Source organism: Methanobrevibacter sp., from assembly GCF_017409525.1.
Taxonomy (GTDB): Archaea; Methanobacteriota; Methanobacteria; order Methanobacteriales; family Methanobacteriaceae; genus Methanocatella.
In genome coordinates, this window is sequence record NZ_JAFQSO010000017.1 from 51840 (window position 1) to 69454 (window position 17615).

Below are 17615 nucleotides of genomic sequence, written 5' to 3' on the forward strand. Positions count from 1 at the left end.
AGATTTAATCATAATATAAATCATATTGTTTTAAATATTTTGGGAATAAGATAAAATGGAAATAATGAAAACCTCTATTGAAGCCATATTGGAGAATATTGTAAGTGCTGAAGAATTTTTGGATGAAGAAGCTATTGATGAATTTGAAAATATAATAATGGATGCCAATAATGTTTTTGTTACCGGTGCGGGGAGATCCGGTCTTGCTGCAAAGGCATTTGCCATGAGATTAATGCATTTGGGATTGAGCGCTTATGTTGTGGGAGAGACAATATCTCCGGCAATTTATGAAGATGATTGCATAATCGCCATTTCAGGTTCTGGAGAAACCAACACCATAGTTTCTGCTGCAAAAATAGCTAAGGCTAGAGGTTCTAAAGTATTGGCTGTTACTTCTTACCCAGAATCAACCCTTGGACAATTGGCGGATAACTATCTTCTTGTAAAAGGTAGGACCAATCAGGAAGTTGATGATGAAAACTATATGAAACGTCAAATTCACGGTAACTACACTTCATTAACCCCTCTTGGAACAGCTTTTGAGCTGACCACATTGGTGTTCTTGGATGCTATCGTATCTGAGTTAATGGAGAAAATGGAACAGACTGAAAGCGATTTGAAATCCAGGCACACAGTCCTGGAGTAATCTAGTCAAAAATCACTCTATTTTGGTTATTGTATACATTGCAGCGTTGGCCTCTTAGGAATCCAACCAATGTAATGTTTCCTTTTTTTGCAATATTGTATCCTGAATTAGCGGGAGCTGCGTTTGATGCTAAAATCGGCACGCCTGCTCTTGTCATCTTTATCACCATATCTGCAGGCATCCTGCCGCTGTATATTACATAGGAGTTTGACAAATCAAAATCATGCAGCAACCCGTATCCGATCACTTTATCGACAGCGACATGGCGGCTGACATCTTCTTTTACTATGAACTGATTATTGTAAACGATTCCGGCCACATGTGTTCCTCCGGTGGCCTGCCAAATTTCTGCATTGTCCTTTAGCTCTTCAATTCGATTGATCAGTTCACTGACATGAACCTGAAAATCACTTTCAACAGGATTGACTTGTTTTATCTTGCTTCTCCATCCTCCCGCAGAATCGGAGCATAAGACGGTTTCGTTTGTTTTTAAAAGAGTGTCATCAATTTCAGCGCTTATTTGGGTTCCTTCAATTTCGATTTCTTTTATGTCATCCATTGATTTCACCATGTTCTCGTTGAAGAGGTATCCCACAGCAAATTCTTTGAGTGAATCTTCAATTGCAGACAGGCTGCGGCTAATTTCATTGTTGATTGTCAATGTGATAGTTTCATCAAGGACGACTTTTTCCTTGACGTTTTCTGCCCTGTTATTTTTGAAGTTTATTGCATCAATTTCTTCGACTTTCATGTCTCTCACTTATTAATAATATATAACATTTATTATTATATTAATATTATTAAACGTAAAATTGTTTTGTCTTTCGCTACGGAAATGATAACAGAATGATTGTATACTCAGTAGGTTTGCATTCCATTTGGTAGCGGTTATTTGTTTTTATGAAGTCTAATTGTTTCATGTTAATCTAACAATTTCCAAATCAATGTTGATGGGGGATGTGTTAGCGTTTTCATTCGATGTTAATTTTAGTGTAATATCGAATCATCGCAGTGATTTTTTTTGGTTTATTCTTTTATTATTTATATTGTTTTTATTAATAAAAACGAAGTTCTGGTATATAAATATATGATATGTAATATACTTTAATTCGTATTTTTTAAAATTTATTAAATAGATAATATATCATATAATTGGCCGTTATATTTATTTATTAACTATAAAATTGCAAATAATAGGGAATTTCATTAAAAAATGTGTTTTTAATTCTTTATTTTAAAAAATAGTTGGGTTTTTCGATATGAGCAATAATTTATAATGATTAATCGTTACAGTATTATATAACTCCATTCTCCTATTTAAATATTTCTTTTAGACTTTGATAATAAATCCTTTTTATATATAAAAGATATATATAAAAATCATAATACTCATTGCTGTTTATACAGTCAATTTCACAGTATTATAAAAATTAATTAAAAATGGAAATGAGAGGTTGATAAAATGAGTTCATCATTTAAAAGTCCAGTAGATACTGCAAAAGCAATTGCAAATACTGCTGGAGCAAAAAATTCAGCTAAAATGACCAATGTAATCTTGCTTTCCTTTTTAGCAGGTGCATACATTGCATTTGGTGGTTTATTAGCTATTGTTGCAAGTGCAGGATTTAACGAACCTGTTGGATTATCAAAATTCATTTTTGGTGCAGTGTTCCCTGTAGGTTTGATTATTGTAGTGCTTGCCGGATCTGAATTATTCACCGGAAATGTCATGTTCATGACTCTAGGTGTATTAGATGGCAAAGCATCTGTTGGTGGCCTTGCTAAAAATTGGGTAGTAAGTTGGATATTCAACTTTGTAGGTGCATTATTCGTTGCTTACGTACTCGCTTACATGGGTGGAATTGTAGCTAAAGATCCTTTCACCACAAAAGCTGTTGCCGTTGCGACCGGTAAGGTTGTAGGTATGACTTGGACCACTGCCATTATTAAAGGTATTGGTTGTAACTGGCTTGTATGTTTAGCTGTATGGTTAGCTAATGCATCTGACGATATCGCTGGTAAAATCCTGGGTATTTGGTTCCCAATCATGGCGTTTGTATGTATTGGATTTGAGCACAGTGTAGCAAACATGTTCTTTATACCATTAGGTTTATTCTGCGGTGCTAAAATAAGCTGGTATTATATCATTACTGCAAACTTAATTCCTGTTACTATTGGTAACATTATTGGTGGAGCGGTCTTTGTGGCTTGTATCTATTGGTACACTTACCTCAAAGAATAAGCTAGTAGACAAAAATTTAAAGAAGCTTTCAAAAGCTTCTTTTTTAATATTTTATATATAATAATTTTGGAGATTATAAAATGGTTGAGATAAAATATGTACCAACTATTTGTCCATACTGTGGTACAGGTTGTGGACTCAACTTCGTTGTCAAAGACGGAAAAATTGTTGGTGTAGAACCTTTAAAAAGACACCCTGTAAACGAGGGTAAAGTATGTCCAAAAGGTAACTTTGGATATCAATTTATTAATAGGGAAGACAGATTAACTACTCCTTTAATAAAAGAAAACGGTGAATTTAGAGAAGCTTCTTGGGATGAAGCATTAGACCTTGTTGCTAACAAGCTCAAAGAAGTATCAGATGAAGACCCAAACAAAGTCGGATTCTATGCATGTGCTCGTTCACCTAACGAAAATATTTACATTACTCAAAAATTAGCTAGAGTAGCTTGTGGTACTCAAAACGTAGACCACTGTGCACGTATCTGTCACGGTCCTACCGTAGCAGGTTTAGCTAACACTTTCGGATCAGGTGCTATGACCAACGGATTCGACAGTATCAAAGAAGCTGACTACATATTCTGTATTGGATCAAACAACATGGAAGCACACCCATTGTTTGGACGTAAAATGATTCAAGCTAAACAAAACGGTGCTAAATTAGTTGTATTAGACCCAAGATTCACTCCTACTGCAAAAATCGCAGACGAATATGTACAATTCGAAACCGGTACTGACGTAGCTTTAATGAACGCAATGATTAAAGTCATCATCGACAACGACTTACAAGATGATGAATTCATCGCAAACAGAACCAAAGGTTACGAAGAAATGAAAGAAACCGTTCAAAAATACACATTAGACATGGCTTCTGAAATTACCGGAATCAAACCTGAAGTAATCGAACACTTAGCTATTGAATACGCATCTGCTGACAAAGCAGCTATCGTATACTCCTTAGGTATTACAGAACACTCCCACGGTGCTGACAACGTAATGTCCACTGCAAACCTCGCAATGTTAACAGGTAACATTGGTAAACAAGGTACTGGTGTAAACCCATTAAGAGGACAAAACAACGTACAAGGTGCTTGTGATATGGGTGCATTGCCTTCCGATTACGTAGGTTACAGAAAAGTTAAAGACCCAGAAACCACAGCATGGTTCAACGACTACTACAGTGGCGAAGGTTACGAAGTAAACTTACCAACCACTCCTGGTTTAACCTTAGTTGAAATGATGAACGCTGCTCACGCTGGTGACTTAAAAGTATTATACATCCACGGGGAAGACCCAGTTCTCTCTGACGCAGATGTACAACACACAAAAGAAGCTCTTGAAAACTTAGAAATGTTAGTCGTACAAGAATGTTTCTTAACCGATACTGCACAATGTGCTGATGTTGTTTTACCTGCAGCAGGTTGGGGTGAACAAGAAGGTACCTTCACCAGTGGTGAAAGAAGAGTACAATGCTTACACAAAGCTCAAGAACCTCCTGAAGGCGCATGGTTAGACTGGAAGATCATGGAAGAAATCGCAGTCAGAATGGGCGTACCAAGACCATTATTCCACTACGAATCCGCTGAAGACATCTTTGAAGAAATCAGAGAATGTGCACCTATCATGGCAGGTATGGACCGTAAAAGATTAGACACTCCAGAAGCACTTCACTGGCCTTGTCCTTCCGAAGACGACCCATGTCAACCATTGATGCACAAAGAAAAATTCGCACACCCTGATGGTTTAGGAATCTTCCAAGCATTAGAACACAAAGGACCTGTTGAAACCGTAGATGATGAATACCCATTATTATTAACAACTACTAGGATATTGTTCCACTACCACGCAGCAATGACTAGAAGATGTGAAACCTTAAACAATGAGGTAAAAACAGGATTCATCGAAATCAACACCAAAGATGCTGAAGCAAGAGGAATTATTAACGGTGAAGTAGTAAGAGCATTCTCTAGAAGAGGAGAAATCGCAATTCCTGCACGTGTAACTGATGACATCAGAGAAGGTATTGTTAACATTCCAATGCACTTTGTAGAATGTGCAGCTAACGTATTAACTAACTCCGATTCTTTCGACCCTAAATCCAAAATGGTTGAATTGAAAGCTTGTGCTATTGAAGTAGAAAAACTCCCAGAAGTATTAGAAATGAAAGGAGAAGTCTACAAAGATGGTACTGACACTGAAATTAAAGCTGAAAACATGTCAACTACTACCGTACAAGTAGGAAAATAATTGAGGAGTAGATTTAAATGAGCGCAAAAATTAACGATATGTACTACGCATACTCTGCTATCGAAGATATCAAACAAAAAGGAGAGTACGGTGGAGTAGTAACTACTATCATGAAATACTTATTAGAAGAAGGTATCGTTGACGGTGTTGTCGGTGTAACCGAAGGTCACGATATTTATGATGGTGTACCAACTCTCGTAACTGACCCTGCTGATGTTATTAAAACAGCCGGTTCCATTCACTGCGGTACTTTAAACATTGCTAAATTTGTATCTAAATACTTAGATGGTGCAAGATACATGAAACTCGCTGTTGCATGTAAACCTTGTGATGCAATGACCATTCGTGAATTAATGAAAAAAGGTAAAATCATCGAAGATAACGTAATTATGATTGGGGTAAACTGTGGAGGAACTATGTCACCTGTTCCTACCATGAACATGATTAGAGATGTATACGAATTAGATCCTAAGGACGTTATCAAAGAAGAAATCTCAAAAGGAAAACTCATCATGGAAACAGCTGATGGTGAAAAAGGTTTCAAAATCGATGAATTAGAAGAACAAGGCATGGGTAGAAGAGAAAACTGTCAAAGATGTAACCTTAAAATCCCTTCCAATGCTGACTTAGCATTAGGTAACTGGGGAGTAATTGGTCCTTTAGCTGGAAAAGCTACTTTTGTTGAAGTGTTCTCCGATAAAGGTGCAGAAATATTAGACAAAGTCATTGAAGCTGGTTTAATTGCAACCGAAGAACCTATCGAAAAAGGTATCAAAATCAGAGAAAACATCAACAACTTCATGCTTAAAGAATCTCAAGCTAAAAAGGATGTTGATTACGCTGGAACTACTGGAGACATTATTGACGTATTCTACCAATACGAAGATGAATTCTCTAAATGTATGAAATGTTACGGTTGTCGTGAAGCATGTCCATTATGTTTCTGTGAAGACTGCTGTCTTGAAGCTGAAGGTCCTGAATGGGTACCTGGCGGATACACTCCTGCAGCTCCATTCTTCCACTTAACACGTTTAGTACACATGGTTGACGCATGTACCAACTGCGGTCAATGTTCTGAAGTATGTCCATGTGAAATCCCTGTTGCTAAAGTATGGAGTACCGTAAACAACAAAGTAAGAGAAACCTATGGATACATCCCAGGTATGGGTAGTGAAGATCCACTTCCATTCACTGATCACGTATCCAAAGCAAAATGGTTATAATTGGGATTTTTCCCTATTATATACCTTTTCTTTTTTTTGAATTGAAAAATTAACAATGTTATATTAATTGTCAAAAAATATAGGAATCATTTGTTAAATGGTTCTCTGTTATTGATGCCGTCCAGAAATATTTTCTCTAATTCTTCATCACTTTCGCCATTTCTGACATGAGAAATCAATTCGACAAGATTGTCGTTTCTAAGCAGGCATGGTTTGATTTTACCGTCAGGTGTTATCCTTAATCTGGAGCAATTTGCACAAAATGTAGAGTTGTCAACAGGCTTGACTACCTCGATTTCTCCACCGTCTATGTAATATTTTTTACGGCCCTGCATAAACTTACGTTCATGCACCTCATCAGCCATATCAGACAGCCTTTCTTCAATCATGTCAAGCTTATAGTGATAGTCAGCACTGAATTTGTCATCATCGCAGTTTTCACTTTCAATCAGCTCAATCAATTGAAGCACAATATTGTTCTCCTTACAGAATTTGAACATATCCTTCACTTCATTCTGATTGATGTCCTTCATGATTACCATATTGATTTTAACGGGATATAGGCCGACTTCAACAGCCTTTAGGATTCCTGCCTTTGCAGATTCAAGATAATCCTTTTTGGTGATGAACTCATAAGTTTCAGGGTTCAATGTATCAAGGCTGACATTCACCCTGTCCAGGCCCGCATCCTTTAGGCCTTGGGCGTATTTTTCAAGGTAGGTTCCATTTGTTGTCATGGATATGTCTTTAAAGTCAAGGCTAGCTACCTTTTCAACAATCTCAACGATATCCTTTCTGATTAATGGTTCTCCACCTGAAATTCTTATTTTTTTAACACCAATATTTTTGGCAATTTTACAGATTGTATACAGTTCGTCAGCAGTCATTTCCTGCTTTGAGGAAACCATTCCATCATGATGGCAATATACGCAGTTCACATTGCACCTGTTTGTGATTGTGATTCTCAGTGAAATGATTGGTCTTTGATAATTGTCCTTGATGAATTCATCCGCCATGTTAATCTTCCACCGTTATTTCGATTTTCTCAATTTCCTCATCTGTATGCAGTGAATTTATGACCGCATAGATGGTTTCCTTTAGGATTCCTGATGTGAATTCATTTAAACCAACATCATGACCGTTTGTCTTGAGGGCAATTTCAGAATCGACCAATTCATCGTTTTCGATGTCTGAAATTGTGATATTTATTAAGTTAACATTATCTTCAGTTTTTATGGATTTTATCATTGCCTTTATGGAGTTGGAAACAATTTTTCCTGTAAACCGATTTATTTCTAGAGGCTTGCCGTTAATCTTAATGCCGCATTTTGAATAAGCGTTGTCTATAGGTGTTTTGTTGTCAAGAATCAACAATTCGATTTTTTCAACCTTTTCAACATCATATTCATCCAGGTTCAGTACATTAACCACACCCAGCACGCTTTGCTTTAAAAAATCGCTCACGAATCTGTTCAGTCCCACTACGTGCCCGTCAATGGAAAGATAGCTGTGGACATCATCCAACTCATTCACGGTCAAATTTCCATCACGAATTTCTCTGGCTATTGCCTCGCCATTGTTAAAGCCGCAGTTATTGGCAAATAGGGTATCCACTATGTCATGCCCTCTTTTTTCGATTAAATCCGCAAGTTCGCTGACTCCTTCATCATCTATTGTGAATGAATCTACCTCGGCAATTGTGTATTCGTCTCTAACGTCAGGGGATGTGATGATTTTTGGATAGTTATAGCTTTTGTATCCTTCAATTATGACAAAATCGAAGTTATCGAAGTGTTTTAGCAGATATAATATTCTGTTTAGGTCATGCTCTTTTCTTGCATTAAAAAAAGTGGTTGATCCTACACCCACAACCAGATTTGCGCCTGCCTGTTTGTGCTTCCAGGTATCGGTATTCTCCTTGTCCATCTCTATTGAATGGTGTGAATGTTTGATGGAAGCAACATTATAGCCTCTTTTTGTCAGTTCACTGATTACCTTTACGGTCAGTGAAGTTTTTCCCGTATTTTTCTTTCCCACAATAGATGCGATTTTCATTTTATAATCCCCTATTTTAATATTAGTTTTTCAACATTAATAATACTATTTTTTATGTGATGTGTAGTTACTACACATTTTTTTGTCTTGCCTTAAAATTTTGCGATTTTTTTAGTTTTTTATTATTTTCCCCAATGATTTTTATTACATTTTTGCTAAAAATAACCGATATAACTACATTTAACTATCGAATTTTAACGTTTATAATAACTATATCCTCCATAAAATTGCTTTTTGATAATATTGATGAACATAGATCTTTCATTGCTTATTTATACATCTTTCATTATTTTTTCAAAAAAATTTAGTGTAGTTTCTACACAGTAGTATATAAAGCTTGTGTCTTAATTCTATTAGGCAAATATATTTATATAAGTAAACATATGTGTAATCATTACACATGGTGGTTCAAATGCCAAAACATATTGCATCTGGTTTGAAATATTTGGCGGCAGTCAAGTTGAAGGATGCCGGTGAAAGTCACCAAGCGATTGCAAACGAGTTGGGTGTTGACAGGTCTACCATTTCACATTATCTGAATGGCAGCAATTTGTCTTGGAACTCAATTGATGTTGCAAGAACTATAACGGAGCTTTCCCCCAGGGATTTTCTGAAAATGGCTGAAGCTATTTTGGATGAACCAGAACAGAGTCGTAAAATTGTGAATATTTGCCGAGAAAGAGATTTCGAAGTAACTATAAAAGATTCTTGTATTGGTTGCGGATTATGTGTAAATGCATGTTCGATGAAAGCTATTAAATTAGAATCATTAACGGCGCATGCAGACTCCATACACTGTTGCGGTTGTCAGCTTTGTGAAGATGAGTGCCCAACTAATTCTATAAACATTTTGGAGATTTAATATGATTAGAAATTTAAAAGAAGTTAAAGACAACAACTTTGACATTACAAGGTCAGCGGAGGAAGTAAGAAATTTGTCTTTCAATGATCATGTTTGTCTTGGATGTGGGATTTGCGAATCCACTTGTCCTGTTGAAGCAATTACATTAAATGCAATTGCTATTGACTCTCGTGTAGGTTTCGAAACTTACTTCAGTGGACATGACAAGATTGGTCAAAATATCAAAGAAGACCCTGACATCCAAAGGATAAGCATAGATGAAAGCAAATGTGTATTATGTGGTATGTGTAGTGGATTATGCCCTGTAGACGCATTAGTATTAACTATTAATGATGTCCCTATCAAAGAAATTGAAGCATATCCTCATTACAATGCATTCTCAGAAATTGATGACGATGAATGTATCTACTGTAAGAGATGTGAAATTGCATGTCCTCGTGATGCAATCGTCATTGAAAGAATATTGCCAAATCGTGCAGACTTAGTAACTGGTGAAATTGAAGTAAATGAAGACGACTGTATTTACTGTGGCGTATGTCAAGAATTATGTCCTGCAGAAGCTATAGTTGTTGATAGTGAAACTGGAAAAGAATCTATTGTTATTGACAAAGATAAATGTGTATACTGTTTAGTATGTAAAAAATCTTGTCCTACTAATGCTATTAAAGCACTTTGTAGAGCTTGTTCTTACGGAGAATACGATTTAGATCCTGCAAAAGCTGTTGTTACAGGTAACTCTGTAATCGACCCAGATGCATGTGTATACTGCGGATGGTGTGAAGGAGTATGTCCTACCGATGCAGCTAAACACAAAAAACCATTTGAAGGAACTATTGAAGTAGATCAAGACAAATGTCAAGCTTGTGGTGCTTGTGTAGATATTTGTAGTTGTAATGCTTTAGCATTCCCTGTATCAACCGGTCCTGGTTCTAGATTAGATTATATTGTTGCTAATCCGGATTACTGTATTAAATGTAAAGCATGTGCTAACGCATGTCCTAACGATGCTATTACAGTTAAAAGAACTGAAATTGATCACACTCCTATAAACTCAACTACTTGGAAAGAAGCTTTAGATGCTATTAAAGACTAGGTGATTATATGGAACTTAAAGTTAATCAAGATAATTGTTTAGGATGCGGGATTTGTGTAATTGCTTGTCCTGTTAATGCAGCTATCAGTCCTGAAAATGCTGGTGGTGCTGGTGCAAAGACTGAAGAAGTTATTATGATGGTAGAAAACGGATTTATTAAACTTTTCAGTCCTGAAAAATGTGAATTGTGTGGAACATGTCAAATGTTTTGCCCAGTAAATGCTATATGGTTAGAATAGGGGGATTATTATATGCATTATGCTAATACTTATTTAGAAAAACCTGTAGTGCCTGATGTAAAAATTACTGGTGAAGGAACTACCGATGTTTTAAAATGTATGTTAAACACCGGTTCTGACATCTACCAAGGTGCTTGTAAAAAAAGAGGATCCACCTTAAAAGAAGAATACAAAAACGCTTCTGGTACTTGCTACATGGATCCTAGAGACATGGCAAAATTAGGTGTAAACAACTGGGATACTGTACTTGTAAAAACCGATTTCGGTGAAGTAGTAGTAAACTGTGCAGTTTCAAGAGATGCACCTCACGAAGGTACCGTATTCATTTGTAAAGGTCCTTGGGCTAACACTATTGTAAGCCACGACACTTACTGTTGTTCCGACCCTACTTACAAAGGTATTCGTTGTACTGTAGAAAAAACTGATAGAAAAGTATTACTCATGGCAGACTTAATGAGATGGGTATACAAAAAATATGTTGATGAAGAAGATGACGATGTTGTTGAAAACATGGATTCTTTAGGTGAATTGCCTGTTTATCACGGACGTAAATGGGAGGAGTTGATTGACCATGACTTATGAACCACCTGTAACTGATTATGATTACATTGTTGAAAATTGTACCTGTGCATTCTGTGGTTGTAACTGTGATGACTTAGATTACTTGGTAAAAGATAATCATGTTGTTGCTGTAAGACACGCATGCAGGTTAGGGGCAAGTAAAATTATGGAAGATATGGACCAAAGATTACTTGTTCCAATGATTAGGGATGAAAACGGAGAACTTAAGGAAGTAGATTGGGATACTGCTTTAGACAAAGCTGCCGAATACATTGCTAACTCCATCAGACCAGTATTCTACGGATGGTCTGAAACTTCTACTGAATGTATGAAAGAAGGAGTAGCATTAGGTGAATACATCGGTGCTGTATTAGATAACCAAGCTACTATCTGTCACGGTCCTTCCTTGCAAGCTGTACAAAATGCAGGTTACCCTATTCAAACTTTAGGTGAAGTTCAAAACAGAGCAGACGTTATTGCTTACTCTGGAAGTAACGCTATGAACTCTCACCCAAGACACATGGCAAGATATGCTGTATTCTGTCGTGGATACTTCAGACAAAGAGGAAGATTTGACAGAACTGTTATTACCATGGATCCAAAATTCTCAGATACTGCAAAATGTTCTGACAAATGGATTGGATTTGAACAAAACGGAGACTACGGTTTCTACAACGCTATTAGAGCTGTACTCAGAGGAAAAGAATTATATCAAGATGTAATTTCTGGAATTCCTAAAGAAGATATTTACGAATTAGCAGAAGAAATGAAAAACGCTGAATTTGGTGTTCTCTTCTTCGGTTTAGGTTTAACCCACACTTTATCAAAACAAAGAAACATTGATATTGCAATTAAGATGGTACAAGACTTAAACAGATTCTCCAAATGGGGTCTCACTCCAATGAGAGGTCACTTCAACGTAAACGGTTTCAACATTTTCATGGCATTCGAATGTGGATTTGCTTTCGGTGTTGACTACTGTAGAGGTTACCCAAGATATATGATGGGTGAAACCAACACTATCGATTTATTAGTAAGAAAAGAACCAGACTGTTTCATGGTTATTGCAGCTGACCCAGGTGCTCACTTCCCTAATGGAGCAAACCAACATTTAGCTAACATTCCTGTTATTCAAATCGATATTCACTGGGGTCCATCAACCGAATTGGCTGATGTAGTATTGCCTGGTTCATTCATTGCTGTAGAATGTGCCGGTACCAGTTATCGTATGGATGGAGTTCCTATCTACATGAAGAAAGCTATCGACAAACCAGAAACCTGTCGTGACGACGAATGGATTGTCCGTGAATTGAAAGAAAGAGTAATGAAACTCAGAGAAGAGCCAAACGTAGCTCCAAAATATGTGCCAAATCCAAACGCACTCTAAAGGTGATATAATGGAATATATTCTTAAAAATGGTATTGTCTACGACCCTGCTAATGAAGTTAACGGGGAAAAGATGGACGTTATGTTCAAAGATGGTATTATTGTAGATAATGTTTCTGCAGATGCTAAAGTCTTAGACGTTACCGATAAAATAGTCATGCCAGCAGGTATTGACCCTCACGCACACGTTGCAGGTCCTAAATTAGTAGTAGGAAGATTATACAGGCCTGAAGATTCCAGAAGAGGTGTTACTCAAAAAACTAAAGTAATTAGATCAGAATCTGGATTCTCCATTCCAAGTTGTCCTGCAACCGGTTACAGATACTCAAGATTAGGTTACGGTACTGTTGTAGAAGCAGCTATGCCTCCTCTTGAAGCAAAACACACTCACGAAGAAATTGCAACTATTCCAATGATTGATATTCCAGCAATGCCATTATTCGGTAACAACTGGTTTGTAATGGAATATGCAAAAGAGAATAATATTGAAGACATCGCAGCATTCGTAGCTGCATGGTTGAAAATCTCAAAAGGTTACGGAATCAAAATCGTAAACCCATGTGGAAGTGAAGCATGGGGATGGGGTATGAACGTACACGGTGTAAATGATAAAGCACCATACTTTGACGTAACTTCCAAAGAAGTTATCATCGCTTTAGCAAAAGCTAACGAAATGTTAAACTTACCTCACTCTATACACATTCACCCTAACGACTTAGGACACCCTGGTAACTACACCACAACTTTAGAAACCATGGATGCAGTTAAAGACGTTAAAAAAGGTTCCAAAGCAGCTGAAATCAGAGACCAAACTATGCACGTTTGTCACTTGCAATTCCACTCTTACACTGGTAACAGTTGGAAAGATGCTGGATCTGCTGCACCTGAACTTGCTGATTACATTAACAAGAATAAACACATTACTTGTGATGTAGGTCAAGTTACATTAGATGAAACCACTACCATGACTGCAGACGCTCCTATGGAATACGACTTATTCAAATTGTCCGGTCTCAAATGGACCAACAAGGATATTGAATGTGAAACCGCAGCAGGTATCATTCCATGTATCTACTCTGGTAAAAACCCTGTTAACACATTACAATGGGCTATTGGTCTTGAATTGTTCTTAGGAATTGAAAACCCATGGCAAGTATGTTTAACTACTGACCACCCTAATGCAGGACCATACACAAGATATCCTAGAATCATCTCCTGGTTGATGAGTAACCAAAGAAGAATGGAAATGATTGAAAACAGAGAAGTACACAAATGGGCAGAAAAAAGAACTACTCTTGCAACTCTCGACAGAGAATACGATTTCTACGATATTGCAACTATTTCCAGAGCTGCTCCTGCTAGAATCTACGGATTCACAGACAGAGGTGCACTTACTCCTGGATACAGAGCAGACATTGCTGTATATGACATAAATCCTAATGATATTGACCCATCTAGAGAAGCTGCTGCAATTGAAGAAGGTTTCAATGTTGCTGATTACACTATTAAAGATGGTCAAATCTTAGTAAAAGATAAAGAAATTGTTAAAGTTAAAGAAAGTCAAAACATTTGGGTTAACGTAAAAGGATGGGAACAAAACGAACAAAAAGTAATCGACAACATTATGCCATTCTTTACTCAATACTACTCAGTTAAATGGGAAAACTACCCAGTACACGACCACTATGTATCTAACCCAATTAGAGTAGACGTTGATGGTAAATAGGGGTGTTTAGTTTGAAAACAATTACATTTGATCAAATAAAAACTTCTTCAATCGCTTTAGAATTCGATGAATTAATTCCTGATGAAATTTATTCATGGACTGAAGCTGATTTCGCAAAATATCAAGTTCCAATTGGAAACTCCAGATTCCCAATCACTGATTTCTTTGAAATCACTGTAGAAGGAGAAGCTAATGGACCTGATGAAGTTGAAATGATTCTTAACGGTGATTTAAACAGAGTTAAATACATCGGTTGTAAAATGAGTGCTGGAAACATCGTCTGTAACAGTAGTGTAGACTTACACGTAGGTGCAGAAATGTCCGGTGGATCCATCCTAGTCAAAGGTAACGCAGCTGCTCACGCAGGAAGAGAAATGTCTGGAGGATACCTTGAAATTGAAGGAAATACCAAAGAATTCACTGGTGCTTCTTACATTGGTGAATGGAGAGGTATGACCGGTGGAGAAATTGTTGTTGGCGGTAACGCTGGTAAACAATGTGGTGAATGTTTAACTGGTGGAAAGATTCACGTTAAAGGTAACTGTGATATCTTAGCCGGTATTCACATGACCAAAGGTATCATCGAAATCGATGGTGACGTAAACCGTTGGCCTGGTGGTCAAATGAAAAACGGTAACATTATTATTCACGGATTCCTCGGAAGATTACTCGAAGGATTTGTGCTTGATGGTATCGTAGTTGACCCTGAAGTTGATGGAATCACTTTTGAAGGTAAATACATTAAATATACTGGAGATATTGGTCTTAACGGTAAAGGTAATCTTTACTTAGGTGCTGAAACTAACAAAGAAAAATTAGCTAGTTACGGCGAATTAGACGACGAATATACTTCAATCAGAGAATACAGGAATTTATAATTCCTTCTCTTTTTTCTTTTTTTTAAAATGTAGGCGATATTATGGTAGAAGAAATTCAAATGACCTTTGATGAAGCAGTCGAATATGTCAGAAATGAAGTTAAGGTTAGAGATATATTGGAAATATCCTATAATCGTATTTTTGCTCCTGGTGAAGTTTTAGGAATCACTGAAGAAGATGAAGTAACTGGCGAAGGTCTTAGGGTTGCAATGCAATTAACTGGTGAAATATTAAACCAATCCATAGAAATCGATCTTAATGAGATTGAGGATGATTTAATAGAAATGCGCCACATCACTGATGATAAAGAAATCATCATTGAAATTTTATAATCTCTTTTTTTTAATTATCATGTCTGATTCGATTTTCATTGAAAATTATTTTTGTTCGATTATATACAAACAAATTTATATATGATGACTTATAGTATATGGTATAGTGAGGTTGATTGTCATGAAAGAATTAGAATTAACCACAAAAGATGCTATAAACTACCTAAAAGAAAATGTAAAGATACATGATAAGATTGAAATATCTTATAATAGGGTTTTTGCAGAAGGGGAAGTCTTGAATGTTGATTTTTCCGAATATTTCGGTGAACCGGGTTTTAGATTGCTGGTTTCACTTGATGAAAGCGATATAGGCTCTACTGTTGAGATTGACATATATGAATTTGAAGAGGATATAATTGAATTCGTCCATTATCCTAAAGATGGGGAAGAAGTGGATGTTACTGTAATCTAGTTACAATCTGTCCATTTCTTCAAATGGTATTAATTTTTCAATAGCTTTAACTTCAATGTCTATTCCTTTTTCTTTTATTGCACCGATAGCGTTAAGTCCACTTCCTGCAACAACACCGAAATTATAATTATCTGCTTTTGCATTGTAAGTTACTTCTCTAGGCTTTCCTATTTTATAGATTGAAAATCCTGTATTTTTTAATATTTCAAGTAAGTAGACTGCATAATCTCGTGCAATATACGGAACCTCTTTAAAGCTGGCCAATATCTTTTTGGTTCCGATATTTGAAGATATTGAGGTCATGTTCTTTGATAGGAATATTTTGTGAGGATCAATTGTTGTTCCATTGTAGGATATTAGATCAATGAACAATGGAGGTTCGGTTAACTCAAGCAATCCTCCATAAATCGGATTGGACATGATTCCATTGTTTATTAATAGTCCATCAATGCTTAAGCTGCAGATTGTGGCTATTCCTACTTTGCTGTCGTCAGTTGGATGGTCAACAAGCTTATAATAAGGATTAATGTATTTTGGATTTGAATTGTATGTCTCTTCCATTATGGCTATTGCGTTGTCCAGCTCGTCCTTTTTAATGTATGATACATTTGCTATGATGTCCCCTTTTCTTTTTTCGACATTAAAGTTGACTTGTTGGATTAAATTCCATGATTTTGAAAGTAAAAATGGGATGTGCGGGTGAATTTTTTGATTTACAGGTTTTAATGTTGGTTTGTTCACGTTTGTAATTGGAGACAATGTTTTAAAATCGGTTATTTCTTCAGCTATCTTAATGTCTATTTCCTCTCCAAGCTCTTTGATTGCGCAGAATGGTGTTATCCCTCCAACAATGGATATTCCAACCATTCCTTCAGGCACTGGTATTCCTAATGTGTTTTCGCCCTCATTTGAGATGTTAATGATGCCGCCTATTCCAATCTTGTTTAATTGGTTGATTATGTCGACGGCTTTTTGCCTGCCTATTGCAGGTATTAATCTGAAGTTTGCAGGTATGATTCCGCTTCCTTTGGTAATCACGTCCAAAACAGATGTTTGATTGGTGTTTGAAAAGGCATCCAAGGGAGTCACGGATGTCTTTTTGTAGGATATTAATTCTGTAAATTTGGTTGGGTGGTTGTCTTCAATTTTTAAGAGCCCGCCGTATTTGAGTTGTGTAGGTATTCCTTCGTTTAGAAGTATCCCGTCGATTGTTGTTCCACACAATGTTGTTACTTCAATTTCACCTTTGCTTCCAACTTTATTTAAATTGACATAAGGACTAACAGAAAGACCGGTTTCAATAATTTCTTTCATTATATTGATTGATTCTTCATTATAAATGATTGACCTATTGACAACAACATTTCCGCTTTGTGCCATATAGTCGAAGTCTGCCAAATAAATCATTTCTTCAAATTTTGAATGGATAAAATCAACCTGATCGTAAATCAATCCTTTCTCTAATTTTTCACGACCCAAATCCGTAATTTGCCTTCCGGAGTATCCCATTCTCTCGGTATATCCCTTTTCATCCAATATCTGCATATGATATCTTACTGCACGCTCTCCTAAATTAAATCCTTTGTTTTTTAGTTCATCAGCTATTAATTTAGAACCGGTTGGTTTATCCTGTGCACTTAATATCCTTAAAATCTCTATCATTCGGTGTTCTGATTCTGACATAAAAATAGCTCCCTATTTTAAATTTAATCA

Annotated in this window: 17 protein-coding genes; 13 read left to right on the plus strand and 4 right to left on the minus strand. The window is 36.5% G+C overall.

Annotated features, from left to right (window positions below):
• The first annotated feature begins 55 nt into the window (after positions 1-55).
• Complete coding sequence (gene hxlB / locus IJE64_RS09725) at positions 56-646, plus strand: 6-phospho-3-hexuloisomerase (RefSeq protein WP_292785299.1); 591 nt, start codon at positions 56-58, stop codon at positions 644-646.
• Between the two features lies 1 nt (position 647).
• On the opposite strand, the gene fdhD is transcribed toward hxlB, so the two are convergent.
• Positions 648-1397: a formate dehydrogenase accessory sulfurtransferase FdhD gene (gene fdhD / locus IJE64_RS09730; protein ID WP_292785303.1), complete on the minus strand. Its 750-nt coding sequence runs from the start codon at positions 1395-1397 to the stop codon at positions 648-650.
• Between the two features lie 711 nt (positions 1398-2108).
• Between fdhD and IJE64_RS09735 the strand changes: the two genes are divergently transcribed.
• From IJE64_RS09735 to IJE64_RS09745, 3 genes are all read left to right on the plus strand, one after another.
• Positions 2109-2888, plus strand: a complete 780-nt coding sequence (locus tag IJE64_RS09735; RefSeq protein WP_292785306.1) for a formate/nitrite transporter family protein — start codon at positions 2109-2111, stop codon at positions 2886-2888.
• An 80-nt stretch (positions 2889-2968) separates the two neighbouring features.
• Entirely contained in the window at positions 2969-5134 is a 2166-nt protein-coding gene (fdhF, locus tag IJE64_RS09740) for a formate dehydrogenase subunit alpha (RefSeq protein ID WP_394355597.1), read from the plus strand.
• Between the two features lie 17 nt (positions 5135-5151).
• Positions 5152-6357, plus strand: coding sequence for a Coenzyme F420 hydrogenase/dehydrogenase, beta subunit C-terminal domain (locus IJE64_RS09745; RefSeq protein WP_292785308.1), 1206 nt, complete (start codon positions 5152-5154; stop codon positions 6355-6357).
• A gap of 86 nt (positions 6358-6443) precedes the next feature.
• Here the strand turns inward: IJE64_RS09745 and moaA are convergent, their stop codons facing one another.
• Both moaA and mobB read right to left on the minus strand, forming a co-directional pair.
• A complete protein-coding gene (moaA, locus tag IJE64_RS09750; RefSeq protein WP_292785310.1) occupies positions 6444-7373 on the minus strand; it encodes a GTP 3',8-cyclase MoaA in 930 nt (309 codons plus the stop codon).
• Position 7374: 1 nt separating this feature from the next.
• On the minus strand, positions 7375-8412 hold the full coding sequence (mobB, locus tag IJE64_RS09755) for a molybdopterin-guanine dinucleotide biosynthesis protein B (protein WP_292785312.1): 1038 nt from the start codon (positions 8410-8412) through the stop codon (positions 7375-7377).
• A gap of 400 nt (positions 8413-8812) precedes the next feature.
• Here mobB and IJE64_RS09760 point away from each other — a divergent pair, with 400 nt between their 5' ends.
• The 9 genes from IJE64_RS09760 to IJE64_RS09800 all read left to right on the plus strand — a co-directional run bounded on the left by IJE64_RS09760 (position 8813) and on the right by IJE64_RS09800 (position 15902).
• Complete coding sequence (locus IJE64_RS09760; RefSeq protein WP_292785314.1) at positions 8813-9274, plus strand: 4Fe-4S binding protein; 462 nt, start codon at positions 8813-8815, stop codon at positions 9272-9274.
• A gap of 1 nt (position 9275) precedes the next feature.
• Entirely contained in the window at positions 9276-10367 is a 1092-nt protein-coding gene (gene fwdF / locus IJE64_RS09765; RefSeq protein WP_292785316.1) for a tungsten-dependent formylmethanofuran dehydrogenase subunit FwdF, read from the plus strand.
• Between the two features lie 8 nt (positions 10368-10375).
• Complete coding sequence (locus tag IJE64_RS09770) at positions 10376-10606, plus strand: ferredoxin family protein (protein WP_292785318.1); 231 nt, start codon at positions 10376-10378, stop codon at positions 10604-10606.
• A gap of 12 nt (positions 10607-10618) precedes the next feature.
• Positions 10619-11188, plus strand: coding sequence for a molybdopterin dinucleotide binding domain-containing protein (locus tag IJE64_RS09775; RefSeq protein WP_292607480.1), 570 nt, complete (start codon positions 10619-10621; stop codon positions 11186-11188).
• Positions 11178-12554: a formylmethanofuran dehydrogenase subunit B gene (locus IJE64_RS09780; RefSeq protein ID WP_292785320.1), complete on the plus strand. Its 1377-nt coding sequence runs from the start codon at positions 11178-11180 to the stop codon at positions 12552-12554. Before IJE64_RS09775 ends, IJE64_RS09780 begins: the two co-directional genes overlap by 11 nt.
• 7 nt (positions 12555-12561) lie before the next feature.
• Positions 12562-14280, plus strand: a complete 1719-nt coding sequence (locus IJE64_RS09785; RefSeq protein ID WP_292785411.1) for a formylmethanofuran dehydrogenase subunit A — start codon at positions 12562-12564, stop codon at positions 14278-14280.
• Between the two features lie 2 nt (positions 14281-14282).
• Positions 14283-15158 carry a formylmethanofuran dehydrogenase subunit C gene (locus IJE64_RS09790; protein WP_292785322.1) on the plus strand — a complete coding sequence of 292 codons (876 nt, stop codon included), beginning with the start codon at positions 14283-14285 and terminating at the stop codon, positions 15156-15158.
• Positions 15159-15199: 41 nt separating this feature from the next.
• Complete coding sequence (locus tag IJE64_RS09795) at positions 15200-15490, plus strand: DUF2097 domain-containing protein (protein WP_292785324.1); 291 nt, start codon at positions 15200-15202, stop codon at positions 15488-15490.
• 121 nt (positions 15491-15611) lie between these two features.
• Positions 15612-15902 (plus strand): DUF2097 domain-containing protein, encoded by a 291-nt coding sequence (locus IJE64_RS09800; RefSeq protein ID WP_292785326.1) that lies wholly within the window; start codon positions 15612-15614, stop codon positions 15900-15902.
• Here IJE64_RS09800 and IJE64_RS09805 read toward each other — a convergent pair whose 3' ends face one another.
• Complete coding sequence (locus IJE64_RS09805; protein ID WP_292785328.1) at positions 15903-17585, minus strand: DUF128 domain-containing protein; 1683 nt, start codon at positions 17583-17585, stop codon at positions 15903-15905. It abuts the gene before it with no gap.
• Positions 17586-17615 lie beyond the last annotated feature (30 nt).